Annotated in this window: 24 protein-coding genes; 8 read left to right on the forward strand and 16 right to left on the reverse strand. The window is 67.3% G+C overall.

All coding sequences use genetic code 11. The features are described from left to right. Nucleotides 1-2: 2 nt before the first annotated feature. The 7 genes from ACX9MO_RS07590 to ACX9MO_RS07620 all read right to left on the reverse strand — a co-directional run bounded on the left by ACX9MO_RS07590 (nucleotide 3) and on the right by ACX9MO_RS07620 (nucleotide 5,592). Nucleotides 3-650, reverse strand: a complete 648-nt coding sequence (locus ACX9MO_RS07590; RefSeq protein ID WP_462214103.1) for a transglycosylase SLT domain-containing protein — start codon at nucleotides 648-650, stop codon at nucleotides 3-5. Between the two features lie 266 nt (nucleotides 651-916). After that, complete coding sequence (locus ACX9MO_RS07595) at nucleotides 917-1,735, reverse strand: hypothetical protein (RefSeq protein WP_462214104.1); 819 nt, start codon at nucleotides 1,733-1,735, stop codon at nucleotides 917-919. After that, on the reverse strand, nucleotides 1,669-3,180 hold the full coding sequence (locus ACX9MO_RS07600) for a hypothetical protein (protein ID WP_462214105.1): 1,512 nt from the start codon (nucleotides 3,178-3,180) through the stop codon (nucleotides 1,669-1,671). The genes ACX9MO_RS07595 and ACX9MO_RS07600 overlap by 67 nt, the downstream gene beginning before the upstream one ends. Beyond that, nucleotides 3,177-4,046: a flagellar motor stator protein MotA gene (gene motA, locus ACX9MO_RS07605; protein WP_222490905.1), complete on the reverse strand. Its 870-nt coding sequence runs from the start codon at nucleotides 4,044-4,046 to the stop codon at nucleotides 3,177-3,179. The genes ACX9MO_RS07600 and motA overlap by 4 nt, the downstream gene beginning before the upstream one ends. Nucleotides 4,047-4,123: 77 nt before the next feature. Beyond that, a complete protein-coding gene (locus tag ACX9MO_RS07610; RefSeq protein ID WP_462214106.1) occupies nucleotides 4,124-4,657 on the reverse strand; it encodes a MotE family protein in 534 nt (177 codons plus the stop codon). A gap of 83 nt (nucleotides 4,658-4,740) precedes the next feature. Then, nucleotides 4,741-5,091, reverse strand: coding sequence for a hypothetical protein (locus ACX9MO_RS07615; RefSeq protein ID WP_462214107.1), 351 nt, complete (start codon nucleotides 5,089-5,091; stop codon nucleotides 4,741-4,743). Nucleotides 5,092-5,100: 9 nt separating this feature from the next. After that, nucleotides 5,101-5,592 carry a flagellar basal body-associated FliL family protein gene (locus ACX9MO_RS07620; RefSeq protein WP_222490902.1) on the reverse strand — a complete coding sequence of 164 codons (492 nt, stop codon included), beginning with the start codon at nucleotides 5,590-5,592 and terminating at the stop codon, nucleotides 5,101-5,103. Nucleotides 5,593-5,713: 121 nt separating this feature from the next. Between ACX9MO_RS07620 and fliF the strand changes: the two genes are divergently transcribed. From fliF to hglS, 5 genes are all read left to right on the forward strand, one after another. Then, nucleotides 5,714-7,306 carry a flagellar basal-body MS-ring/collar protein FliF gene (gene fliF, locus ACX9MO_RS07625; RefSeq protein ID WP_462214108.1) on the forward strand — a complete coding sequence of 531 codons (1,593 nt, stop codon included), beginning with the start codon at nucleotides 5,714-5,716 and terminating at the stop codon, nucleotides 7,304-7,306. Next, entirely contained in the window at nucleotides 7,303-7,902 is a 600-nt protein-coding gene (locus ACX9MO_RS07630; RefSeq protein ID WP_462214109.1) for a FliH/SctL family protein, read from the forward strand. The genes fliF and ACX9MO_RS07630 overlap by 4 nt, the downstream gene beginning before the upstream one ends. After that, a complete protein-coding gene (locus ACX9MO_RS07635) occupies nucleotides 7,895-8,179 on the forward strand; it encodes a FliM/FliN family flagellar motor switch protein (protein WP_222490899.1) in 285 nt (94 codons plus the stop codon). The genes ACX9MO_RS07630 and ACX9MO_RS07635 overlap by 8 nt, the downstream gene beginning before the upstream one ends. Continuing rightward, nucleotides 8,179-8,901 (forward strand): flagellar type III secretion system pore protein FliP, encoded by a 723-nt coding sequence (gene fliP / locus ACX9MO_RS07640; protein ID WP_462214110.1) that lies wholly within the window; start codon nucleotides 8,179-8,181, stop codon nucleotides 8,899-8,901. Before ACX9MO_RS07635 ends, fliP begins: the two co-directional genes overlap by 1 nt. A 280-nt stretch (nucleotides 8,902-9,181) precedes the next feature. Continuing rightward, on the forward strand, nucleotides 9,182-10,567 hold the full coding sequence (gene hglS, locus ACX9MO_RS07645) for a 2-oxoadipate dioxygenase/decarboxylase HglS (protein ID WP_462214111.1): 1,386 nt from the start codon (nucleotides 9,182-9,184) through the stop codon (nucleotides 10,565-10,567). Nucleotides 10,568-10,625: 58 nt separating this feature from the next. Here the strand turns inward: hglS and ACX9MO_RS07650 are convergent, their stop codons facing one another. The 7 genes from ACX9MO_RS07650 to ACX9MO_RS07680 all read right to left on the reverse strand — a co-directional run bounded on the left by ACX9MO_RS07650 (nucleotide 10,626) and on the right by ACX9MO_RS07680 (nucleotide 19,098). Next, nucleotides 10,626-11,672 (reverse strand): LacI family DNA-binding transcriptional regulator, encoded by a 1,047-nt coding sequence (locus tag ACX9MO_RS07650; RefSeq protein WP_462214112.1) that lies wholly within the window; start codon nucleotides 11,670-11,672, stop codon nucleotides 10,626-10,628. Between the two features lie 220 nt (nucleotides 11,673-11,892). After that, nucleotides 11,893-12,951, reverse strand: a complete 1,059-nt coding sequence (locus ACX9MO_RS07655; protein ID WP_261398236.1) for a flagellar basal body P-ring protein FlgI — start codon at nucleotides 12,949-12,951, stop codon at nucleotides 11,893-11,895. 104 nt (nucleotides 12,952-13,055) lie between these two features. Beyond that, entirely contained in the window at nucleotides 13,056-14,063 is a 1,008-nt protein-coding gene (locus ACX9MO_RS07660) for a flagellin (RefSeq protein ID WP_462214113.1), read from the reverse strand. Between the two features lie 3 nt (nucleotides 14,064-14,066). Continuing rightward, on the reverse strand, nucleotides 14,067-15,521 hold the full coding sequence (gene flgK / locus ACX9MO_RS07665; protein WP_462214114.1) for a flagellar hook-associated protein FlgK: 1,455 nt from the start codon (nucleotides 15,519-15,521) through the stop codon (nucleotides 14,067-14,069). 67 nt (nucleotides 15,522-15,588) lie between these two features. After that, nucleotides 15,589-16,890, reverse strand: a complete 1,302-nt coding sequence (locus ACX9MO_RS07670; RefSeq protein ID WP_261397980.1) for a flagellar hook protein FlgE — start codon at nucleotides 16,888-16,890, stop codon at nucleotides 15,589-15,591. A 111-nt stretch (nucleotides 16,891-17,001) separates the two neighbouring features. Continuing rightward, nucleotides 17,002-17,859, reverse strand: coding sequence for a flagellar motor protein MotB (locus ACX9MO_RS07675; RefSeq protein WP_462214115.1), 858 nt, complete (start codon nucleotides 17,857-17,859; stop codon nucleotides 17,002-17,004). A 117-nt stretch (nucleotides 17,860-17,976) separates the two neighbouring features. Continuing rightward, nucleotides 17,977-19,098 (reverse strand): polysaccharide biosynthesis/export family protein, encoded by a 1,122-nt coding sequence (locus tag ACX9MO_RS07680; protein ID WP_222490891.1) that lies wholly within the window; start codon nucleotides 19,096-19,098, stop codon nucleotides 17,977-17,979. Nucleotides 19,099-19,284: 186 nt separating this feature from the next. On the opposite strand from ACX9MO_RS07680, the gene ACX9MO_RS07685 reads away from it, so the two are divergent. The 3 genes from ACX9MO_RS07685 (at nucleotide 19,285) to ACX9MO_RS07695 (ending at nucleotide 22,830) form a co-directional block, all read left to right on the forward strand. After that, nucleotides 19,285-20,100 (forward strand): NAD-dependent epimerase/dehydratase family protein, encoded by an 816-nt coding sequence (locus ACX9MO_RS07685; RefSeq protein ID WP_462214116.1) that lies wholly within the window; start codon nucleotides 19,285-19,287, stop codon nucleotides 20,098-20,100. Further along, nucleotides 20,097-20,735 (forward strand): sugar transferase, encoded by a 639-nt coding sequence (locus ACX9MO_RS07690; RefSeq protein ID WP_222490889.1) that lies wholly within the window; start codon nucleotides 20,097-20,099, stop codon nucleotides 20,733-20,735. Before ACX9MO_RS07685 ends, ACX9MO_RS07690 begins: the two co-directional genes overlap by 4 nt. 226 nt (nucleotides 20,736-20,961) lie before the next feature. After that, complete coding sequence (locus ACX9MO_RS07695; protein WP_222492918.1) at nucleotides 20,962-22,830, forward strand: nucleoside-diphosphate sugar epimerase/dehydratase; 1,869 nt, start codon at nucleotides 20,962-20,964, stop codon at nucleotides 22,828-22,830. On the opposite strand, the gene ACX9MO_RS07700 is transcribed toward ACX9MO_RS07695, so the two are convergent. Both ACX9MO_RS07700 and trhO read right to left on the reverse strand, forming a co-directional pair. Next, nucleotides 22,820-24,016 carry an MFS transporter gene (locus ACX9MO_RS07700; RefSeq protein WP_462214117.1) on the reverse strand — a complete coding sequence of 399 codons (1,197 nt, stop codon included), beginning with the start codon at nucleotides 24,014-24,016 and terminating at the stop codon, nucleotides 22,820-22,822. The two genes, ACX9MO_RS07695 and ACX9MO_RS07700, sit on opposite strands and share 11 nt — an antisense overlap. Nucleotides 24,017-24,211: 195 nt before the next feature. Continuing rightward, a complete protein-coding gene (trhO, locus tag ACX9MO_RS07705; protein ID WP_462214118.1) occupies nucleotides 24,212-25,114 on the reverse strand; it encodes an oxygen-dependent tRNA uridine(34) hydroxylase TrhO in 903 nt (300 codons plus the stop codon). Between the last annotated feature and the right edge of the window lie 82 nt (nucleotides 25,115-25,196).

A 25,196-nucleotide genomic window follows, 5' to 3' on the forward strand; every position in this document is an offset into this window, starting at 1 on the left:
CGTCAGGGCCGTGCCCGACGGTCAGGCAGAAGCGCGGCCCGGGGCGCCGCCGAAAGAGGCCGCGCCCCGTTGGCCGGCAGCGCCACGAGCGATCCGTAACTGGATGTCAGGTGACCCTCCGGTGGGAGCTGGAGCAGCGGGAAACGGTTGACCCGCGCCGAGATCTCGCGCGGAGGGGTCTGTCCGCGCCGCGATGCGAGAGTGCGGGGCAACACATCCGCCGGGGCGAGATCGGCAACCGACCGGCGAATCCGGTCGAACCGCGCCCGGTAGCGGGTGGCATGGACGCGGGTCCGGGAATGGTAGGCCCCCGCCGCCTCGGACCATGAGCCGGTCTCCTCGTAGAGCTCCTGCAGGAATTGCGCCGCGTAGCGCGCGTTTGGCACAGGGTCCATCATGGTGGCAAGCGAGGAGAAGGCCTCTCCGTGCCAGCGATAGTTGATCTGGAAGCAGCCCACATCGTAGGATCGCGCACCCTTCGCGTGGCGCTCTGCAATATAGGCCTGCGCCTCTCTCGGGGTATCGAACCAGAGCCCCTTGCCCTCCATGTTCACCGTCCAGGGCCAGGGCTCGATCCGCCCGGCCCGCATACGACCGGTCTCTGTCCGCGTGATCGCCAGCAGAACGTCCAGCGGAACGCCGCTCTCCATGGAGACCTGCCGCGCCGCGTGGTCGCAAAGCAGCGCCTCCTGCGCCCCAAGATGCCCTGTGCCGAGGGCGCCGCCGCAGACCAAGGTCCATAGAAGAAGGCACCGGAAGACCAGGCACCGCAGAACGCCGCCCCCGGGGAGCAACCCGTCAAGGCTCAGCCTGCGGTGGCCTGCGGGGATCGTGACTACCTGCACCTCGGCTCCTTCTGTCGCCTGTTTCCTGCCGGGATCAGGGTGAGCGCGATTGGTTTAGATTCGGTAAGTCCTCACTGCTGGGGCGCCTCCAATGCCCCACTCATCTCGACCGACTCCAGAAGCTTCTCGAGAGTTTCCCGTGCAGCGCTGCTGGATTGGAGCAGCATCCGGTTCTGCGCCAGCGTTCCGTCAGGCAGGCCGCCACCCGGCCCGCGCTCAGGACGGGCCACGGGTTCCGTCTCGCTGCGCACGAGGTTGGCAAGATCGGAGAGCACCGGATCCTCGGAGGCGCGCAGGCGCTGCCAGTCCCCCGCGAGCCAGGCCTGCCGCGCGGCGCCGGCAGCGTCATCCAGCGCGGCAAAACCGTCGCTCGCCGCCTCGTGGTTGCCGAGTAGCGCCTCGGCCTCGGCCTTCAGCACCTCCACATCCGGGCCGCTGAGCCCGAGAAGGTCTGCCTGTGCCCGCCGCGGCCGCTCCAATGCCAAGGCGGCCCGGGCCCGCAGCAGACGTCGGTCGCGCCCCTCGACCCCCTCGGCCCCCATGGCGAGAAAACTGGCCGCTTCCTCCGGGAAACCGAGCACCAGCAACTGTTCCGCCACAGCGTTTCCAGCCTCCGGCGCAAGCTCCCCTGCCACCGGCATAAGGCGCGACAGGGCCACGTCGAGCAGGGCGACGTCCCCCGCACGCGCCGCAAGGCCGAGGGCGATATCCGACAGCAATTCCTGGCGCTCCGCTGCGGAGATCACCGCCTCGGCGCGTGCGAGTTCCTCGAAGGCCGTCTCGTAGCGACCGTTGGCCGCCAGCGCGCGGATCTCCGCCCGTTTCAGCCGTGCGCCGAGCGGCTGGCCCCTGAGTTGCGTGGCGTAGGCGGCGGCTTCTTCGATCCGCACAGGGTCAATCTCGGACCCCGACGACAGCTGGGTTTCGAGCAATGTGGCCAGCGCCTCTGGCGAGGCTTCCCCCCTGCGTTGGCAGCACGTGCGAGCCGCGCCTCCGCCGGGGCGGTCTGACCGGTGACCAGGTCGACCCGCGCGGCGGCCAGATCCGCCTCCGGCGGTGCGGGTCCGATGGCCGACAACCGCAGAACCTGCCGCGCGAGGTCCTGCTCCCCGGAGAGAAGCAACCGTTCCGACAGGATCGGGCCAAGGTATCGGCGCAGCGCCTCCGGCAGGGCAAGGAGCGTCCGTTGCACGGCGGCCGCGTTGATGCCGGCCCCGCGCACCGGACCGGCGGAGGCCAGCACGGACCAGAGCGCGACAGCCCCGTCGCAATCGGCCTGTCCGTCCAGTACGGAGGGCGCCCCGGTCTGGCCCATTTCGAGGATCCGGGCCATGTCGCGCAAGCTGGACAGGGCCACCTGCTCCGCTTCGATCCGCGACAAGGCCTCCAGCGCCTCCGCTCCGAATCCATAGTGGATATAGAAGCGGGCCAACGCGGTGAGCGCCTCCGGGTCTGGCCGCCCAACATCGCCATAGGCCGCAACACGCAATGCGCCGAGTTGCGATCCGAACGGACCCGTCGAGGCCCAGGACGCGACGTCGAAGGACCTGTCCGGCAGGCAAGCCTCCCCGTCGGCCGTCAGCCGGGGCGCACCTTCGACATCCCTTAGGGCCTGGTCCACGCTGCTCTCGGCCGCGACTTGAGGTTCCTCTTCCCCCGGCAGGCCGGGCGGTGGGGCGGACGGGATCACCGACGCCTCAGGCGTCGGTGTCGGCCGCGATCGTGCAAGGGCGACGGGATCGAGCAACCCTTGCGTCGCGGCTCGGGCGATCTGCTGCAGAAGGGCGCGCTCGGCCTCGCTCACCCGCTCGGCACGGGCCACCGCGGATGCCGCATCCTCAGGCGGAAACGCCTCTGGTGTCGGGACCTGCCGCGGCGCCGCGGGACGATCCCGAACGGTGGTCATCGGCACCTCGGCGCCGGGAGAGACAGTGCCGAAGCGCAGCTGAGGCCGCGTGGCAGACGGCGGCGTCGCGGCGGACCGGGCTGGGCCATCGGAGATATCGACCACCAGCAGGCGCGCGCCCTCCCTCTGCAGGGTGACGGGACAGTCGCAGGCCAGCGCCAGCGCGAGCCCGGAGCCCGCGACGGGCAACAGGTCTGTCAGGCGCGTGCGCGGAATCCGGGCGAAGACCCCGCCCGTGTCGAACCGCAGCCCTGCCCGTGACAGGCGAACGACGGGGTCCTCTCCGCCACTTTCCAGCGATCCTGTCACCCCGTCCGGCAGGTAGAACACCAGCCGGGTGAACGTGTCATGCTCCCCGCTGCGCACCTCCACCGTCTGAGCGGCAAGCGGCGGCGCGAACAGCAGGAGCAGGAGCAGAAGCAGCCTCATGCGGCGGCCTGTTTCACGTTCTTCAGGGCCTCCTCCAGCTCTGCAAAGCTGGGCCGGTAGTGCGAGGGCGTGTTCTGCCGCCCGACCTCGATGCAGATGTTGGTGGCATGGTTGTGCAGGTTCGCGACCAGCACCTCGCGGATCAGCTGGTAGAAATGGCCATCCTCCTCGACCACCGTTTTCACCTTGGTCGCGAAGGGGCCAACGAGACCATAGGCGAGGAACACGCCGAGGAAGGTCCCGACCAGCGCCCCGCCGATCATCTTGCCGAGGATCTCCGGAGGCTGGTCAATCGATCCCATCGTCTTGATCACCCCCAGCACCGCCGCGACGATCCCGAGGGCGGGAAGGCCGTCGGCCATGGTCTGAAGGGCGTGGCTCGAATGCAGGGCATGGTGCAGGTTTGCCTCCATCCGCTTCTCGAGAACTTCTTCCACCTGGTGCGGATCGTCGTAGTTCATGGAGGCAGACCGCATCGTGTCGCAGATCAGCCCGATCGCCTCGGTATCGGTCAGGATCTTCTCGTATTTCGAGAAGATTGCGGATTCTTGCGGCGCCTCGATATGTTCCTCGATCGCGACGGGATTCTGCCGGGCGAGACGGATCAACTCGAACAGGAGACAGAGCAGATCACGATAGTCCTCGGGCTTCCACTTGGGGCCTTTGAAGACCTTGCCCACATCCTTCAGCGTATGTTTCACGGCCCCCATGTCGTTCCCGATCAGGAAGCTGCCCACCGCGGCACCGCCGATCATCATCAGCTCGAAGGGCATCGCCTTGAGGATGATCGCCAGCTTGCCGCCGGCCAGAAGATATCCGCCGAAAACCATGATGAAGATCACCGCGATCCCGATGAATCCGACCATATGCCCTGCTCCTCTCCTACCGCCTTCTGCGGCGTTTCCTCACGTCGCGATGGCCCGCTCCGGGGCGGCTCCCGGGGTCAGTTCTTGGGGACATCCGCATTCCGCCCTGCCAGGACGACGCTGATCGTATAGGCGGTCTCCGGCGACAGGCCCGTCATGATCCCCGCCGCCGCCTCGGGGGCCATCCGCCCCAGGAAACCGGCGGCAAACTCCGGCGCCATGGTCTCGAACAGGGCTGCGGCATCCTTGGGCTTCATCTGCTCGTAGACCGCCGTGAGCCGGTCGATATCGCTTTGCGCCGCCTCGTCGGCGAGGGCGAGCGTGGCGCGCAGCGCCTCCTCCGCCTCGGTCAGGGCGGCCATCTTGCGGGCGATCTCTTTGTCCGCCACTGCAAGTGCCTGCATGCGGTCGCGAATCTGGCGATCCCGCTCATCCAGCTGGGCCGCGCGGCGCTGCACCGCCGCCAGGGCCGGCCCGACATCTTCGGGCGCGGGACAGGCCTCCGCCACAGCGGGCTCCGGCGCGGGCTTCTGCTCGATCGCGAAGGCGCGCCCGGCCTCGGGCCCGATCCGCATCAGGGCCGAGCTGATCAGCAGGGCCGCGATCACCATCAAGGTGCCCCGCGCAGGCCGCCTCCGCCGGGCCGCCCGCCGTGCGAAAACCACCGGCTTCGCATCGCCTTTGCCTCGCCGGATCATGCGCGCCCTCCCGCGTGGCGGGAGAAGACCGGGCGCGAGCTGTCCTCGGCCGGGGGCGGTGGATCGGACAGGTCGTGCATCGAGGCAACCATCAGCTCCAACCGCTTGGCCACGTCCTCCGCCCGAGTGGTCAGGTCCTCCAGAGAGGCACTCGATCCTTCGGCGGTCTCACGTGCGGCCGCGAGGGTGCGCGTCAGGTCATCGACCTGGGCCGAGAGCACGGCAACCGCCCCGCCGACCCCGGTTTCGAGGTCGTTGAACCGGGTCAGCCGGCGGGCGAGAATGAAGCAGTACAGCCCCGCGCCCAGTGCGCCGGCGACCAGAAGCACATCCGCAACAAATTCCATGGTTCCTCCTCACGTCAGTACGAATTCCATGATCAGAAGGTCGCGCACCATGTCAGGGCCCGTGACCACCTGGACCCGGCGGAGCATCTGCGACCTGAGCCGGATCAGCGCCGCCGGATCCTCGAGATCCCGCAGTTCCAGCGCGCGCAGGTAGGAGTTCAGCACGTCCACGACTCGGGGCAGCAACATCTCCACGTCCTTCTGCCGCCCGGCGCCGACCTCCAGCTGCGCGCGGAATCGGAGATGCCGGTTGTCGGACGGCCGCCCCATGGAGATCACCATGGGATCGACCGCGACGAAGGCCACGTCGGGCAGCGGTGTCATCTCCGCCGGGGCCTCCTCCATCGCGGAATGCGGATCGCCATCGCCGAACAGCATCCCGGAATAGACCGCGAAGAAGCTGCCCCCACCACCGACGAGCATCAGCACCAGCCCCAGGATCAGGGGCAGTTTCGACGCCTTCTTCGGCGGCTCCTCGTCAAGAATTGGTGCGTCAGTCATCTCGGCATCCGCGGTCAGCGATGCCTCTCTATAGCCCCGCAGGAACTAACCGATTGTTAAGCCGGATCGGCCAAAGATGCCCTCGATGGCAGGCAGAACGCCCGCCGGCAGGAGGTGCCTTGTGCAACAGATCTCGACCCTCTGGGGGGCTCTCGACACGCGACGCAGAGTGATCGCCGGGCTGGCGGCGCTTGCAATGTTCGCATCGGTTCTGGCACTCGGTCGGATGGCCGTGCAACCCAGCATGGTCCTGCTCTACTCCGGTCTCGAGAACGGCCAGGCAGGCGAAGTCGTGCGCGCACTGGAGCAGCGTGGCCTGATCTACGAGGTCCGGGGCGGCGCAATCTTCGTCGAGGCCGGCTCGCGCGACGAGCTGCGCATGACGCTTGCCAGCGAGGGCCTGCCCCGCAACTCCGCGCGCGGCTATGAATTGCTCGATTCGCTCAATGGCTTTGGCACCACGTCGCAGATGTTCGATGCCGCCTATTGGCGCGCGAAGGAAGGCGAACTGGCCCGCACCATCGCGGCCAGCCCGCAGGTGGACGCGGCGCGGGTCCATATCGCCCATGCCGGGACGAACCCGTTCCAGCGCGATTTCCGACCCACGGCCTCGGTCTGGGTGACGACCGCGGGCGGGACCGTGACCGGAGCCCAGGCCAAGGCCCTGAAATTCCTCGTCTCTTCAGCCGTGGCAGGGCTCTCTCCCGATGATGTCGCCGTCATCGACGCCGCGGGCGAATTGATTGCGGCCTCCGACGAGGAGCCGCGCGCCTCCGCCAGCGACGATAAGGAGGAACAGTTGCGCGACCGCGTGCAGCGCCTGCTGGAGGCCCGGGTCGGCTATGGCAATGTCGTCGTCGAAGTGTCGGTCGATACCGAAACCGAGAGTGAATCGATCCGCGAACGCCTGTTCGATCCGGCCAGCCGGGTGGCGATCAGCACCGATACCGAGGAAAGCTCCAACTCGGCGCAGAACGCGAACGCCGGACAGGTGACCGTCGCCTCCAACCTGCCCAACGGCAATGCCGGGGCCGACACCCAGGGGTCGTCGAGCCAGTCCAGTGAAACCCGCGAGCGGGTCAACTACGAGGTCTCCGCCACCGAGCGAGAGGTCACCCGCGCGCCCGGTGCGGTCAAACGCCTGACCGTCGCGGTTCTGGTCAACGGCACGCTGGAACAAGGCGAGGATGGCGCGCCGGCCTTCACCCCGCGCAGCGATGCGGAGCTGGAGGCGATGCGCGAGCTGGTCGCCTCGGCCGTCGGCTTCAACGAGACCCGCGGCGATGTCATCACCTTGAAAACCATGCAGTTCGAGGCAACCCCGGCGCAGGGTACGGACAGCAGCGGGGCGCTCCTCGATCAGCTCCTGCTGGACCCGATGGCCCTGATCCGCATCGCCGTGCTGGCCGCGGTCGCCCTGATCCTCGGCCTCTTCGTCCTGCGCCCGCTGCTGCGGCGCCCCTCCGAGGAGGGCATGATGCTGCCCGCGCCCGCGGGCACCATGGATCAGGAGACGGCCCTGACCGGGGAAATCGAGGAGGATGATTTCGCCTTGCCGGACCTGCCGATGCTCTCCGGCTTCGACGGCGGCACGCAGGACCTGCCGGAGGATGCCTCGCCCGTTGATCGCCTGCGCGCCCTGATCGCCGAGCGTCAGGGCGAAACGGTCGAAATCCTGCGCAGCTGGCTCGAAGACCGGGAGGGCACCACGTGACCCGCCTTGCCGAGCTGCTGGAAAATTTCGGGGCCCCGCCGGCGCCTCCGCCCGGTACGGGCCCCAACCCGGAGGAGATCGACGCGCTCAAGGTCGCCGCCTACGAGGAGGGCTACAAGGCCGGCTGGGAAGATGCCGCGAAGGCCCAGGCCGACGACCGCAGCCAGATCACCGCCGAGTTCGCCCGCAACCTCCAGGACCTCAGCTTTACCTACCACGAGGCCCATGCCCACCTGCTCAAATCCCTTCGCCCGCTGCTGGAGGATATGGTGCGGATGGTCCTCCCACGGCTGGCCGAGCAGACCCTCCTGCCACGAATTGTCGAGGAGCTGCAAAGCCTTGCCCGGGGCGAGCAGCCCCGCGGGGTGGAGATCGTCGTCCATCCGGACGCCGCTCCCGGCCTCGAGGTCGCGCTTGAGCGGGACCTCGGTGTGCCGGTTGCCCTGGTCGAGGATCCCTCCCTCGCCGAAGGGCAGGTCTACCTCCGGCTCGGCGAGGACGAGCGTCAGATCGACATGATTGCAGTGCTCGACGGCATCTCGGACGCCGTGGCCGCATTCCTGCAGCAAACCGAAGCAGAGGTGAAACATGGATGACCAGACTTCCACCGAGGGCGCCCGCCGGTCGCCCTTCGCCGCCGTCCCGATCGAGATCATCGTCTCTGTCGGCAAGGCCCGCCCCCTGATCCGCGACCTGCTCGCCATGGAATGCGATGCGGTCCTCCCCCTTGATCGCCGGGTGGAGGACCCGGTCGATCTCTACGTGGGGGATCGCCTCATCGCCCGCGGCGAGTTGGAGGAAATCGAGGGCGATCAGGAGGGCCGTCTCGCCGTCAGGCTGACAGAGATCGTCGACCTGCACCAAGGTCTCTGATGCGCCTGATCGCCGCCGCGCTCATCCTGCTCTGGCTCGCCTCCCCCGTCGCGGCGCAGGAGATCACCCTCTCCGCCGGCGACGGGACCTCGCTGACCGCGCGCGGGATCCAGCTGATCCTCCTCGTCACCGTGATCTCCATCGCGCCCGGGCTCGCGATCATGGTGACCTGTTTTCCCTTCCTTGTGACGGTTCTGGCGATCCTGCGGCAGGCGGTCGGGCTGCAGCAGTCGCCTCCGAACATGCTGCTCGTCAGCCTCGCGCTGTTCCTGACCTATTTCGTGATGGACCCGGTCTTCTCCGCGGCTTGGACCGAGGGGATCTCACCCCTGATCGACGGGCAGATGGCGGTCGAAGAGGCCCTGCCCCGCGCGCTTACCCCGTTCCGGGGCTTCATGGCCGCCCGTATGGAGCCCGAAACCTTCGAGCAGCTCGCGGCCCTGCGTCCGGAGACGGCGACGCTGCCGCCCGACGCCGAGGCACCACTCTCGCTGCTCGTACCCAGCTTCATGCTCTCCGAGATCGCACGCGCCTTCCAGATCGGCTTCCTGATCTACCTGCCCTTCCTGATCATCGACCTCGTCGTCGCCGCCGTGCTGATGTCCATGGGTATGATGATGGTGCCGCCGGCGATCGTCTCCCTGCCGTTCAAGCTCGCCTTCTTCGTCATCGCCGACGGTTGGAGCCTCCTCGCCAGCAGCCTCGTGCGGAGCTACGTCTAGCCCGTCGCCGCCACAGCCCGCCAACCTCCTTCGATGAATGAATACCCATTCATAAGAAGCCCGATTCCCTGCTTCCCAGTCGAACTGGGCCAAGCGCGACCAAAGCGCGTTTCACGATACAAACCCCTATAAGGAGCGTTTCGGTGCCCGCTGGACATACCCCTACTGAGGGATTGACCCGCGCATATGAATACGCATACATCAGCGGCAGACCGACCTTTTCGCAGGGCCACCAGCACCAGGGCAGGCCGCAGCACAACCACAATGATCAGGACCCTCCATGACCCAGACCCAGTTCGTCACCGCGGATGCCATTCGCTCGGCCTTTTCGCAGGCCATGTCCGACATGTACCGCACGGAGGTCCCGGCCTATGGCACGCTGCTCGAATTGGTGGCCGAGGTGAACGACCAGACGCTGGAGGCCACGCCCGGCCTGCGTGACCGGCTGGCAGCCTCGGAAGGGCTGGAGCGGATTTCCGACGAACGCCACGGCGCGATCCGCCTCGGGACCGCCGAAGAACTTGCCACGATCCGTCGGATTTTCGCGGTCATGGGGATGTTCCCGGTCGGCTACTACGACCTCACCGTTGCCAACGTGCCGGTGCATTCCACGGCCTTCCGCCCGATCTCGGCGGAGGCGCTCAGCATCAACCCGTTCCGGGTGTTCACCTCGCTGCTCCGCCTCGACCTCCTGAAGGATGCCGAGTTGCGCGACCTCGCGGGCGAGGTCCTCGCCAGCCGCCGGATCTTCACGCAGGAGGCCATGGACCTCACCGCCAAGGCCGAGGCCGAGGGCGGTCTCGACAAGGCGGATGCCGCGTGTTTCGTTCAGGCCGTGCTCGAAACCTTCCGCTGGCACGACCGGGCGCTCGTCAGCGCCGAGGTCTACCACCGGCTCCATGACGCGCACCGCCTGATCGCCGATGTGGTCAGCTTCCGCGGGCCGCATATCAACCACCTCACCCCGCGCACGCTCGACATTGATCGTGTTCAGGAGGGCATGCCCGCCAAGGGCATCGCGCCCAAGGCCGTTGTCGAAGGCCCGCCGACCCGGACCTGCCCGATCTTCCTGCGCCAGACGTCCTTCAAGGCACTGGAGGAGGTCGTCTCCTTCCACGACGGCGCCGGAAGCTGGACTGCCGGGTCCCATACCGCGCGCTTCGGCGAGATCGAGCAGCGGGGGGCGGCCCTGACGCCGAAGGGGCGCGCACTCTACGACAGCCTGCTCAACACCGCACGCGGGCGCTGCCGTCCCGCTGGCGACGGCAGCAATGCCGATGAGTATCGCGCGACGCTGGCCGAGACCTTCACCGCCTTCCCCGACGACTGGGAAGAGATGCGCAAACAGGGGCTCGCCTATTTCAGCTATCGCCTGACCGACGCCGGCGCGGCGACCCGGCTCGAGAGCTTCGACCTCGAGGCGGCGCTGGCGGAGGGGCTCATCACCTGTGACGCCCTGGTCTACGAGGACTTCCTGCCGGTCAGCGCAGCGGGCATCTTCCAGTCCAACCTTGGGGATGACGAGAGCCAGGCCTTCGAAGCCAGCCCGAACCAGAAGACCTTCGAAGAGGCGCTCGGCGCCGAGGTCCTCGACATGTTCGAGCATTATGCCGGCCTCGAAAGCGCCTCCATCGAACGCTGCGAGCGCCAGCTGACCGGTCGCTGAATTCGGGCGGGGCGGAGGGCAATCCCGCCGCCCCGTCCGCCGCGCACCTTGAGCCGACTCAGGCGGAGCCGCGCGGGATCAGGGTGAAGCCCACGTCGATCACCGCCTCGGGGGTGTCGGACGTCCCCTCGATCCGCTCCAGCAACGCCCGTGCCGCCCGGTCTCCAAGGTCGGCACGGTCTACCCGGACGGTGGTCAGCGCCGGTTCGGTGTCGGCGGCAAAGTCCTGATCGCCGAAGCCGACGACGGCGATATCCTCCGGGATTCGCAGGCCCCGTGTCTGCGCTTCGATCAGCAGCCCATGGGCGAACTGGTCCGATCCGCAGAAAATCACGCCATCCGAGAACCCCCTGTGATCCATCAACTCACGCAGAGCCGCACGTCCCTGGCCGAGGGTCGGCGCCCCGGCGGGGGTGTCGATCGACAGCACCGGCATGCCGCTGAGCTCGGTAAAGCGGGAAATGAACCCATCCCGGCGCGTGAGGGTCCGCACATCGGATGTGTTGACCGTCGCCGCCCGACGATAGCCGCGTTCATGGGCGAAACGGGCGACGGCCTGACCGGCGTCGAACTGGGAAAAGCCCACCGAACAGTCGATCGGCGTCTCGGTCAGGTCCCAGACCTCGACCACCGGGATATCTGCATTCAACAACATCCGTCGCGTTGACGCCGTGTGCTGAAGCCCCCAGAGCAGGATACCATCGGGGCGACGCGACAAGAGCGTCGCGACGAGCTGCTCCTCCACATCGGGGTCGAACCCGGTCTCGGACAGCATGATCTGGTAGCCGTAGCTGCGCATGATATCCGAGAAGGAATGCAGCAGGCTGGCATAGACGATGTTCGTCATCGTGGGGATCAGGGCCGTGATGAGCTGCGTTCTGCGCGACGAGAGCGCGCCGGCGAGCGCATTCGGTACGAAACCAGTCACCTCGATCGCCTCGCGGATGCGCTTCAGCGTGTCAGGCGACACTTTCTCGGGATGCGACAGGGCCCTGGACACCGTGACCTGAGACACACCGGCCAGCTTGCCGATCGCCGCCATGGTGATCCGGCTGCCGGACCCGCCCCTGCCCATGGCCCGTGATGGCGGTGTCCTGTCAGACATCCCGGTCCGCCCACCGGTCCCTGAGTGCCTGACATTGCATGCTCAAAACTCCGCGCCTGTCCTGTCGGTGCCCTCCGCTGCGCAGGGACCTCGTGGACCCTTACAGCACTGACTGCCAATGGTCATACCGAGGCCGTCACAAGCGGACAAGCCTCGTGGCCCTGTTGTCATACACATGGCGCGATGCGGCACGCGGCGGCGGACCCCGAACCTCCGCGCGCTACCGGACGAGGAATTCTGCATGCAGGGCCCCGGCCGCCTTGATACTCTTGAGAATGTCGATCATGTCGCGCGGAGACACCCCGAGCGCGTTCAGCCCGGCGATGACCTCGGACAGGGAGGTACCCTCCGGTACCTCGGCCAGCCCGGTGCCGGGCTCCTCATCGATCTGAGCGCGGCTGCGCGGAACAACGAGGGTTTGTCCTTCGCTGAAGGGGTTCGGCTGCACGACGAGTGGCGACTCCTCGATCCGCAAGGTCAGATTCCCCTGGCTCACGGCGACTCGGCTGATACGCACGTCATCCCCCATCACGATCGTGCCGGACCGCTGATCCACCACCACCCGCGCCTTCCGCTCCGGCTGGACCAGGATATTCTCGACCCGGCCGAGGGCATGCGCCGTGGACCGCATCCGCGTCGCCCCGACGTCGAGCGCAACGGTCCCCGCGTCGAGCATCAGCGCGACACCGCGGCCGAACTCGCGATTGATCGCCTGCTCGATTCGCGCCGCGGTCGTGAAATCCGGCACACGCAGCGCGAGGCGGAGTTGCTGCAGGTCGCTTAGGGCGAAGTCGATTTCCTGTTCGACCCGCGCGCCTGAGGGGATCACGCCCGAGGTCGGCACCCCCTGGGTAACACTGGCGGCCTCCCCCTCGGCCCGCGCCCCGCCGGCGATGACGGTCCCCTGCGCCACGGCATAGATCTGTCCATCCGCGGCATTCAGCGGTGTCATCACAAGCGTGCCACCCAGGAGGCTGCCCGCATCACCGATCGCGGACACCGTGACATCGATCTGAGACCCGGCGCGTGAGAAGGGCGGCAGTTCGGCAGTGACGAGCACGGCCGCCACGTTCTTGGGCCGGAACTGCTCACCGGTGACGTTCACCCCGAGACGCTCGAGGATATTGGTCATGATTTCCTCGGTGAACGGTGCGTTCCGGAGGCCATCGCCGGTCCCGTCCAGACCGACCACGAGACCATAGCCGACCAGGTCGTTGCCCCGGACGCCATCGAACTCGACCAGATCCTTCAGCCGCACCGGGGCCGCGTCCGCAGGCATCCCCGCGCAAAGGGCAAGGATCACTGCTGCGATACGCAGTCGCAGCCACCCCCCGTACCAGCCGCAAGCCCCCGCCCAAGGCCCGATATCCAGACCCCAGGCCTTCACAGGTAGCTCGTCAGCGAGAGGCGCGCCATGCGGGCGGTGACAGCATAGAGCGCCTCCAGTTGGAACTGCACGTCTTCGAGACGACTGGCGGTCTCGTAGGGGTCCGCTTCCAGCAAGCCGGTGCGTGCGATCTCGTAGGAGGTCCGCTCCGCCGAGAGCCGCGTGGAGGCCTCCTCCGCGCGCGATTGAACGTAACCGAGATCCGCCCTGATCTGGGTGAGCCCCACCTGGTCGAAGGTAAGCCCTTCACCCGCAGCGGTCAGCATCTGCTTCTGGAGATCGATATCGAAGGACAGCGCGCTGTCTCCCGCAAGCGCGGCCATCGCGGCGTGTTTCAGGAGGACCCGCAGGGCAGGATCGTCCGCGCGGAGGCCCAGATCGACCGTTTCCCCTTCGCCAAGCCGCAGCGGTGGCAGGTCCTCGGCGCTGCCAAGATAGGCGGTTGTCTCGAAGCCGCCGCCCGGGTCCTCGAACCAGGCATCGAGTTTCGCCTGCACCCCCGCGAGGGTGGTTTCCCCCGCAAGCTCCGTGCGCAGGTCGGCCAGGATATCTGCGCCGCTGGCGAGGGCGGCACTGTCCACAGTTTCACCCGCAAAGAGGGCGCGGCCCGCCTGATCCGAATTCAGCGTCGTCACCAGCAATCCGAAATCGGACACCGCGCGCGTCGTGGTCGCATGAACAGCCTCGGCGAGGTTGGCCGACCCGCTGGAGAGCGCGGCCAACCCGAGACCCTCCGAAACCGTCTGGAAATTCTCCAGTGCCGCTTGCATGCCATCGCTGAACAGCGCGGCCTCGCTCGTGGCATCTTCATAGGCCCGATTGAGGGTGAGGTTCCGGTCAATGTCGGACAGGTAGGCGTAGCTGCCTGACAGATGACGCGCGATATCCGCGGTCTTGCCGGAAGACAGCTCCTGCACCAACTGGTTCATCTGGGCCTTCAGCGCCGTGTTCTGGCGCCGCATCATGTAGGACTGGGCGAGATCGCCGATGGAGGTGAGGGACATGGGTCAGATGCTCAGCAGCGCGTTGATCATTTCGTCGACGGTCTGGACCACCTTGGCATTGGCGGCATAAGCCTGTTCAATCAGCAGAAGGCGCTGCATTTCCTGATCGGTGTCGACACCTTCGGCCAGCAGGCGGGACTTCAGTTCCTCCTGTCGCGTGGCCGAGAAACTCAGGTGTTGTTCCGCCGCGTTGCGGCCCGTCGCGGCGAGCGAGAGGACCGTCGCCGCGATGGACGTGGTGCTCAGCCCCGCTGTCCCGAAGGCAGGCAGGCTGGGCGTCCGCGTTTCATCCATGGCGTCCAGCATGTCCTGCAGCAGGAGGGAATCGCCGGCACTGCCGGGGCCCGTCGCCCCCAGCCCATCGCGCAGGCGCCAGGTCGCGCCGCCCGAGGCCGGGTCGACCAGGGCATTGATGCCGATGCGCCCGGCAATGCCCGTCTCGTCGGCAGGGTCGAAAACCAGCCCCAGGTCGGTGAAAAGCCCCGCATCGCCACTCGCGCGGGTGGGGTCGATACCGGCATCCTGGAACCGTTCGATCAGGTCGCGGGCGGCAGAATCCACCATTCCCTGGATCTCGGTCGCCTGGCTGTCGCGTATCTCGAAGAGCGCGCCGAGGCGCCCGCCCGCGATCGGCCCGCCCTCGCTGCCGGTGCGAATGTCATTTCCGTTGAGTGTGAGGCCGGACAGCAGCCCGTTCTCGAGTGTCATGTGCGGCGCGATCACGTTGGTGCGGACGAAGGAGAGCTGGGCCGCGCGCCCGTCAAGCAGGATCGCCCCGCCGGGACTGACGAGGGCCACGGTGCCATTGTCTCGCGGCACCTGCGTCACCGGGATGTAGCCGGAGAGTTCGTCAACCACCGACTGCAGGTGGTCCATCAGCGCCGCCGCATCCCCACCGGTGTTGAGGGTGCGGGCAATATCGCTGTTGAGGGTTTCGGCCTGAAGCAGCAGGTCGTTGATCCGGGACACCGCGGCGTCGATCTCCGTATCGGCCTCCTCGCGGATGGTCTGGATACCATCGGAGACATCGTTGAAGGCCCCGGCCAGGTCCTGCGCCGCCGTCAGCACCCCCGACAGCCGCTCGGTCAGGTCGGGGCGGCTGATGGCGGAGATGAGGCTGCTTTCGAACCGCGCGACGACATCCGTGAGCGAGCCGGCGTCCTCCGGCGTGCCGAGCAGGTCCTCGATCCGCTGGTGGTAGGTGGCGAGCGTATCCGCGCCGGCCAGCTCGCCCTCGGCAAGGCGCAGGTCCCCGAGGAGGAACTGGTTCATGTGGCGCGAGACGCTGTCGATCTGCACTCCGCCATAGGAGCCGGTGGCCCGCGAGGAGAGGTTGATCGAGCGCCTGCCATAACTCTCGGTCAGGGCATTGGAAATGTTGGAAGAGACCACGGTCGCCGCACGGGACGTTGCCGTCAATCCGCTGAGCGCGTTGGACAGAGCACCTGAGAGAGACATGACAAGGCCTTTCCCTTATCAGAGGCCGGGTGCCGGGCGGACCTCCGCCCGGGGTGTCACGGCCGGGTCAGCGTTTGATATTCGTCGTTTCCTGAAGCATCTCGTCGACGGTCTGGAAGACCTTGGCGTTGGTGGAATAGGCCCGCTGGGTCTGGATCATCTCCGTCAGTTCGGCAGCCACATCGGTGGCCGATTCCTCACGCGCAAAGGCGACCACATCCCCGGTCGGGCCGTCCCCGGCGTCCCAGAGATAGAACTTCCCGCTGTCGGGCGAGGGGTAGTAGGTCTGGTAGTCGAGCGCGACCAGCCCGTTCACATTGGGCAGATCCGCCAGCGGCACCTGGTAGATCGTGCGCCGGACCCCGGTGTCGAAATAGGCGTGGACGTAGCCGTTGGCATCCACCTCGACCGAGGTCATGTTCCCGACCGGCGAGCCATCCCGCGTGATCGAGACCGGCGCGAAGCTGTCGGACAGTTGGGTCAGCCCGTCCGGCTCCCCGATCATCCCGAGATCGATCTCGATCGGGCCGCCGGCCGCGGTCACGATGATCGTCCCGGTGGCCGGATCGTAGGCGGTGCCCGTCGTCTCCGCCACCGAGAGCAGCGTCCCGCCGGAGGTCCGGCTGTCATCGAAGGTCAGGGTATATTCCCCGACCACGGCCCCCGCGGAGGCGCTGTCCATGATCACCATGGTCCATTCGTTCGAACTGCCGGTCGCGGGAATGGTCGGCGTGAACTGCACCGTCAGGTTCTCGGAGGTGCCGAGGTTGTCGTAGTATTCGACCAGCAGCTCCTGCATGTCGCCTGCGGCGGTCGAACTCGTCTCCGTGGCGGGCAGGTTGACCCCCAGGTAGACGCTCGTCGTGGGCTCGCCCGAGAAGAGATTGACGTTGATCTGCACCGGCTCCAGCCCGTCGGAGGTGTCGCGGGGGAAGGTCGGGATCTCGCCCGAGCTGTCCGCCGGCCAGCCGAGCAGCATGAGCCCGGATTCGGTGCGCAGGTAGCCGTCAGCGTCGGCCCGGAAGGACCCGGTCGTGGTCAGCATCATGCGGTCGAAGGTGCCGGTATCCTCCACCTCGTAGGCGGGAGCGACGGGGATCAGGCCCCTGCCCCGCACGGCGAGGTCGGTCGCGTTGTTGGTGGTGACGAGCGGCCCACGCTCGTCGATCAGGCGCTGCGTCGTCACCCGGACACCGCCCGCCGTGTAGCCGCCATTGTTCGCCCCGATCACGAGCGAGTGGAAATCGGCCTCGGCCCGCTTGTAGCCGTAGGTCGCCGAGTTCGCGATGTTGTCAGCGATCGTGGCCAGTTTGGCCGAGTTGGTGAACAGTCCCGCCACGCCCGCGTTCATCGAGGAGGAGATCGTCATGAATACGCCTTTCTGCTGAATCGACCCTTGGTCTGCAGCCTTGCTACGCCCGGCGCGTTAACATGCTCCTAACAGGTAAAATCCGCCCTATTCGCAGCCCTATTCCCGGCCCTATTGCCTGCCCTGCCCGCTGCGCAGCAGGATGACCTCCAGCCGGTTGTTGCGCAGCGCCATCGGGTTGCGCACCGAGGGCTCGCGGTCCGCGTGGCCGGTGACCCGGATCACCCGGTTGCGGTCCAGCCCGAGGCCGACCATCTCGTGGCGCATGGCGATCGCACGGGTCGCGGACAGATCCCAGACCGGGTTCGAGGAGAGCACCACGGGCCGGGCGCTCACGTGGCCTTCCACGGCGATCCGGTTGCGGACGATCCCGGTCACGCGCACCAGCATGGCGGAGAGATCCTCCAGCAGCACCGTCGGCTCGGCGGTATCACCGCGGAAGAGCGGGGCATCGCGGAGGTCGAAAAGCTCGATCACCAGCCCCTCGTCGGTCACCCGGGTGACGATATGCTTGAGCAGTTCCGGCGCCACGAGGCTCTCGCCGCCGCGACCCATCAGCGCCTCCTCGATCTGGGCGAAGGCCTGCGCCTCCGCGTCCCGTTCGGCGCTGCCGTCGCGGTCGAGCCCGCTGTCGCCACGTGCCTTGTCATCCTCGGTCGGGCGCAGGGCCGTGGCCCCGGTGCCCGTTTTCGGATGCACCATCTCGGAAAAGACGGATTCCCCGCCGAAGGCACCGTCCCCGCCCCCCGAGACCCCGCTCAGCGGAATCGTCGGCGAGAAGTAATCCGCGATCCCCTTGCGTTGCTTTTCGGTCGTTGCATTCAGCAGCCACATCAACAGGAAGAAGGCCATCATCGCCGTGACGAAATCGGCATAGGCAACTTTCCAGGCCCCGCCATGGTGTCCGCCGCCGGCCGTGATTTTCTTCTTCTTGATGATGATAGGCGCCGCATTGTTCTGCGCGCTCATCTCCACCACCACTTTGTCTCACCCGGGGCGAGGTCTAGCGGGGCAGGTCTTGAAACCGCCTTAACGGTTCCAATTTTCAGGATAGGAGCGGGCCCGGAGACCCGCTCCCGTCCGGGATCAGTTCACGAAGTTGTTGACCGAGTTCGACACGCCGACGAGGTTGCCGATGATGCCGAAGATGGTCCGGATCGAGGTGACCGGGCTTTCGGTGGCAAGGACCGTATCGCCGGGGTTGATCGTGAAGTTGCGCGCCCCGAAGAGGCCGTCGGCGCTGGTCAGGTCGATCGTGTAGATGACCTGCTGCTTGGACGGGCCGGTCCCGTCGAAGCGCAGCACCGAATTCGGGAACTCGCGCAGGATCAGGATGCCCTTGGGATCCGCCCGGTTGTCGTTGATGCCGCCGATCATCGACAGCGCCTCGAGGGCGGTGATCTTGTCGCGGTCGAAATAGAGCAGTTCCTCGCGGCCCGCGGCACCGAGCGCGGTGAAGAACCGGTCGTCCTGCTCGACGATGATCTGGTCCCCGCCGCGCATGACGATGTTCTTCGAGGCATCCTTGAAGAGCTGCTTAGCCGAGATCTCGTAGTTCTGGCCCGCGCGCTGAAGACGTACCACCGGATTGCGCAGGGTGGGGCTGATCCCGCCGCCCTGCGACAGGGCCGAGAGGATGGTGTAGTTCCGGTTCGGCAGCGGATAGGTGCCCGGGGAGCTCACGCCGCTCACGATGTCGATCGAGTTGCCCTGCCCCGCGTTGAAGGCCAGCTGCACCTGCGCATCCTGAAGGACCGGGTTCAGCTTCTCCTGCAGGGTCCTGCGCGCCTCTTCCGGCGACTGGCCGGACACGCGGACCGGGCCGACGTAGGGCATGAACACCGTACCGTCCGAACCCACCAGAAGGTTGCGCATCTCGGCCGCCTTGGTGGAGGAGCTGGTCAGCAGCGAGTTGACCGAGTTGTCCCAGATGATCAGGTCGATCCGGTCCTGCGGACGGATCATGTTGGTGTTGGACCCGCCCCCGCGGCTCAGCCAGCTGTAGCCGCCCTTCCAGCCGGACTGGGGCCATGCGGCCAGCGCCGGCGCCGACGCGCGGGTGACCGGCACGACCTCGAGTCTTGGATGCTCCTTGTCCGCTTCGTAGGTGATTTCCTGCTGCAGGGCAGCACCACGCGGGACCGAGCAGGATGCCAGCCCGAGTGAAAGCCCTGCAACAACGAGGACCCTGAGAATTCCTGCGGACATAGACTTTCCCTGATTCAAATCGCCTTCGGGTGCCTTTCTAGCGAATGGGAGCAATGATAAACAATGGTGTCGAAGCCTTTTCAGGGGAACGGCGCGAAATAAGGGCAGCTAAGACCGATGAGCAGCACGACAGGCAGGGCGCCACGCCCGTTGATCGTCCTCGGGGCGGGGGGACGTCTGGGACGCATGCTGCGCCGGATCTGGCGCAACGGCCCGGCGGACGGACGCGAGGTGATCTGGATCGCACGGGGCAATGCGGCGCCGATTTCCGATGAAAACCTCGTGAATTGGGCGCCCGGCGCGCCCCTGCCCGCACTCCCGGCCGGGGCCTGCATCGCTGCGCTCTGGGGGGTGACGCCCGGCCCGGGCCGTCGGCTCGCCGAGAATGTCGACCTCGCCCTCGCGGCCCAGCGTCTCGCCCGGCGAATAAGCGCCGACCGGGTCATTCATTGCAGCAGCTCGGCGATCTATGCCGCCCGCCCGGAGCCGCAGGACGAAACGGCGCGCCCGGCGCCCGCGAATGCCTATGGCGCGGCGAAGCTGGCGATGGAACAGGCGCTGCACATCCGGGCCCGGGCACTGACCGGGGAGCCCGCGACCTGCGTGCTGCGCCTGACCAACGTCGCGGGGGCCGACAGCCTCTTTGCCGCGCTCGACGGCAGCGCACCTGTCGTCCTCGACCGTTTTGCCGATGGCACCGCGCCCGCACGAAGCTACCTTGCACCGGCGGATCTCGCGGCGGTCCTTCTGGGTCTCGCGGATTGCCCCGTGGCAGAACTGCCCGCGCTGCTCAACGTGGCCGGTCCCGCGCCGGTGGCCATGGATGTCCTGCTGCGCACGGCGGGCCGGCCCTTCGACTGGCGCCCGGCGCCGGACACGGCGCTTGCGTCCGTGCATCTTGACACCTGCCGCCTGACCGGGCTTTTCGGAAGCCTGCCCGACAGCGCGGATGCCATGACCCTCATCCGCCAGTGGCGCGAATTCGGAGAGCCTGCCGCGTGACACCGCTGAAACGCCTGATGGACCTGACCTGCTGCCTGCTGGTGATCCTCTGCCTCTGGCCGCTGTTCATCGGGGTCGCCCTCGCGATCCTGATCCGCGACGGCCGGCCGGTCTTCTACCTGTCCGAACGGATGAAGAGCCCGGACGAGGGGTTCCAGCTGGTGAAGTTCCGCACCATGCGCGTCGTGCAGACCGACAGCGGCGTGTCGGGCGGCGACAAGGTCAGCCGGATCACCCGAACCGGGCGGGTCCTGCGCCGCTACCGTCTGGACGAGATGCCACAGGTCTGGAACATCCTGCGCGGCGACATCAGCTTCGTCGGCCCGCGCCCGCCGCTGCGCCGCTACGTGGAGGAATACCCGGAGCTCTACCGCGAGGTTCTGAAATCCCGTCCCGGGCTGACCGGGCTTGCGACCATCGCGTTCCATACGCGGGAGGATGCATTGCTCTCGCCTTGCCGCACCGCAGAAGAGACCGAGGCCGTCTACACCCGCCGCTGCGTGCCTGCAAAAGCGCGACTCGACCGGATCTACACCCGCAACCGGTCCGTCTGTTACGATATCTGGCTGCTGCTGCGCACCGTGTTCCGGCGCCTGCCGATGGCCCCCGGACGCCACCGTTCGCTTCAGAAGTAGGCTATGAGCGGTTCATCGCCGCACAAAACGGCTAGACGCTGGTAAAACAAGCGGAACCTTGCAACACTCGCCTGTGGTGTCTATGACTCGTCATGCAATTTATGCCTGATTGATTTAGAGATTGTTTTGCCAAGGTGATGTCGCGCAGGGTTTTTCTGCGTGGTGATTTTACGAGAGGCCTTCGAGACTTGAAGTACACGGTTTCCGGCAGCTCTGGGGTGTGACTATGCTATACGACTTCGTGATTGCCCTGCGCCCCTCGCACAAACGCGCCTTCTTCATCTGCATGGATCTGGTCTGGTGCCTGATCGCCTTCATCAGCGCCAAGATGCTCGTCGACGCGGCTCTCGTCGAACTCGATTCCCTGCGTGACTTCTCCGCCCACCTGATCGCGGCCCTCTTCACCACCCTCGTCCTGATCGTCCTCGTCGGCCTCGACCAGATGAAACTGGTCGCCTACGAGGTGCGCGGCGCCACCGAAACGCTGATGGTGGCCTGCGGGGCCGGGGCGGCCTGTGCGCTGGTGAACCTGCTGCCCGGTCCGAACCTGCCGCTTGTGCAGATCACCATCTTCGCGATGACCTTCCTGATCCTGTCGGTCTCCTCGCGGCTGGCGATGCTGCGGTTCATCCTGATGCTCTACCGCAAGGGCAACGCCCGCAAGCGCGTGCTGATCTACGGCGCCGGCCAGACCGGCCGTCAGCTGGCCACCGCGCTGGCCACCGATGACGCCGTCGTGCCCGTCGCCTTCGTCGATGACAACCCGCGCCTTCAGAGCCTGACGGTCTCGGGCCTGCGGGTCTACTCGCCGGTCCAGATCCGCGACCTCGTCCGCGACAAGCAGATCGACCGCGTCGTACTGGCGATGCCCTCCGTGGCGCGCTCGGTGCAGGCCCGTATTGCGCGCCGCCTGAAGGATATCGGATGTGAGGTCCATGCGCTGCCGTCCTTCGCCGAGATGATCGTGAAGGGCGACATGCCGCGCAACTCGGCGCCCGTCGACATGGACAACCTGCTGGGCCGCAACCGGCTGGAAGAGGAACTGCCCGGCGTTTCGGACGCCTACAAGGGCCGGCGCATCCTCGTCACCGGCGCGGGCGGCTCGATCGGCTCGGAACTCTGCCGCCAGCTGGTGACCTGCGATCCCGAAGCGCTGGTGATGCTCGATCACAGCGAATTGGCGCTCTACAACATCCAGCGCGAGCTGATGGAACTGGTGCCCGAGCTGAAGCTGGTGCCGGTGCTGGGCTCGATCTGCGAGGCCGGGCTGATCCGCGACGTGCTGGAAACCCACGAGATCGACGTGGTGCTGCACGCCGCCGCCTACAAGCACCTACCGATGGTGCAGATGAACTGCATCGAAGGCCTGCGCAACAACATCATCGGCACCAAGGTCGTGGCCGATGCCGCTGGCGCCGCCGGGGTGGAGCGGTTCATTCTCGTCTCCTCCGACAAGGCCGTGCGCCCGTCCTCGATCATGGGCTCGACCAAGCGGATGGCCGAGCAGATCGTGCAGGACCTCGCCACGCGGTCCAAGGGCACCCGCTTCTCGATGGTGCGGTTCGGCAACGTGATGGGCTCTTCCGGGTCGGTGATCCCGCTCTTCGAGGAACAGATCTCGCGCGGCGGCCCGGTCACCGTGACCCACCGCGCCGTGACCCGCTACTTCATGACCGTGTCCGAGGCCGTGCGCCTCGTGCTGCTGGCGGGCTCCTTTGCACGCGGCGGCGATGTCTTCGTGCTCGACATGGGGGAACCGGTGCCGATCCACCAGGTCGCGCGCCAGATGATCGAAGGCGCCGGTCACACCGTGAAGGACGAGCGCAACCCCCACGGCGACATCGAGATCCACATCACCGGGCTGCGCCCCGGCGAGAAGCTTCACGAAGAGCTGCTGATCGGCTCCGACATGCTGACCACGCCGCACCCCAAGATCATGCGCGCGCAGGAAGAACACCTGTCCGAGCTTGAAATGGCCTCGGCCGTGGCCGACCTGCGCAAGGCGATCGACACCCGCGACGGCGACGCCGGCGAGGCCGTGCTGCGCAAGTGGGTCGAGAAATATTCCAAGGACCGCGCCGTCATCAACACGTGACACCGCGCTCGCCCGTCAGCCGGGCCAGACGCCGCATCGCCTCCACCCCCAGCACCGGACCGATCCCCAGCAGCGCCAGCGTGGCGGGCCAGCCCAGCCAAGCCGCCGCCCATGGCGCCCCCTGCACCGTGAAGGTCGTCAACAGGAAGCCGAGCGCGGTCTGGAACGTCATCAGGCTGCCCGCGCGATCCGGTGGCGCCGCATCGGCCACCAGGGCCGAGAAGAGCGCCGAATCCGGGATCACCAGCGCGCCCCAGATCAGCACGCTCACCACCGTCACCCAGGGCGCCCCGCCGAAGCCCGCCGCCGTGACGAAGGCCGCCGAGGCGCTGCCCGCGAGGCAGACGCCCGCAACCCGCGCCTTGCCCCAGCGGTCGGCCATCGCCCCCGCCGGAATGCACAGCAGGCCGCCAAGCGCGATCGCGGCGAAGGAGAGAAGCCGCGCGGCGGCCGGTGCGCCCTCGCCGAGATGCGGCGCGAAGGACACCGAGAGCGCCACCGCAAGCCAGGCCCAGAGGCCGTAGAGCTCCCACATGTGGCAGAGGTATCCGGCATAGGCGAGGCGCAGGCGCGGACGTTGCCAGACGAGGCGCAGGGCGGAGGGATCGAACCTTGGCGCCGTGGCATGATGGGGGCCAAGCCGCGTGAAAAGGATCAGGAGAGCCGCCAGCAGCGCCAGCAGGCTGGCCCCCATCACGGTGAAACGCCACTCCGCCCCGCCCGCAAGCGCAAGGGCATGGGGCGCGGCAGAGCCCAGCGTCAGGGCGCAGACGAGGACCCCCACCAGCAGGCCGCGCCGCCTCTGGCTCCACCCCACGGCGATCTTCATGCCCACCGGGTAGACCCCGGCCAGTGCCACGCCGGTCAGCCCGCGCAGGACCACTTGCAACGCTCCGCCCACCGGCGTGATCAGCAGGCCTGCATTGACCAGCGCCCCGAGGCAGGCGGCCACCGCCATGACGCGGCGCGGATCATAGCGGTCAGGCGTGCCGTGGATCGCGAAGCCGAGCGCGCCGAGGACGAAGCCGAGTTGCACCGCACTCGACAGCGCCGCGGCGCGGCCGGGCGAGAGCGACGCCTCCGCCTGCATCTCGGGCAGGATCGCCGCCGAGACGAACCACAGGCTCATCGCCGCCATTTCCGCGCAGACCAGCAAGGCCAGACTGCGGAGCGCACCCGGTGCCATGACATTCCTCCCCTGTCAGGTGACGCAGAGCCTAACGCGGAACCGGGAATTTTTCGCAGGTCTTCTCGCCGCACCCTCCCACGGACAGGCACCACGCGCGGTGAAGCCATCAGGAGACAGGGAAGACATGCGGCAGGGCAGACCTCAGGCCCCTCGGGCAGGTCGCACGCCACTGGGCCCCGACAGGCCGCGAGCTCAGGCCCCGAGGTGCCGTTCGCCGCGCTTGCGGGCCAGTTCGATCTGCTTCTGCCGTTCGCGGAACCGCATCTTGTCCTCCTCCGAGGTCTCGTCGATGCAGTGGTGGCAGGAGACGCCGTGCTCATACGCGGGCCGGGTGCGGTCTTCGGGCAGGATCGGGCGGCGGCAGGCATGGCAGAGCTCATGCGGCCCCTCGGCCAGCCCGTGCCCGACAGAGACGCGCCCGTCAAAGACGAAACACTCGCCCTGCCACAGGCTCTCCTCGGCCGGGACCTCTTCGAGGTATTTCAGGATGCCGCCCTTGAGGTGATAGACCTCCTCGACGCCCTGCCCGATCAGCCAGTTGGTGCTCTTCTCGCAGCGGATGCCGCCGGTGCAGAACATCGCCACCCGCTTGTTGTGGAAGCGGTCCTTGTTGGCCTCCCACCAGGCGGGGAAGTCGCGGAAGCTGGCCGTCTCGGGATCGACCGCGCCCTCGAAGGTGCCGATGGCGACCTCGTAATCATTCCGCGTGTCGATCACGGCCACGTCCGGGGCGCTGATCAGCGCGTTCCAGTCGGCGGGATCGACATAGTAACCGACACGGGCCTTCGGATCGACATCCGGCTGGCCCATGGTCACGATCTCTTTCTTCAGCCGCACCTTCACCCGGCCAAACGGCTGCTCTGCCGCGGTGCTTTCCTTCCACTCGAGGTCGGCACAGCCCGGCAGGGCGCGCACATGTGCCAGCACCGCGTCGATGCCCGCCCGCGGCCCCGCGATGGTGCCGTTGATCCCCTCTTCCGCCAGCAACAGCGTGCCGGTGACCCCCTGCGCGAGGCAGAGATCCTTCAACGGGCCCTGCACGGCGGCGGGGTCCGGGAAACGGGTGAAATGGTAAAGCGCGGCTATGGTGTACATGGGGCCCAGATACGACTGCGGCGCGCCCCCGGCAAGGGGACGCGCCGCGACATCTTGGACGATCAGGCCGGTGCCGGCCCGC

Source organism: Pseudooceanicola profundus, from assembly GCF_054919315.1.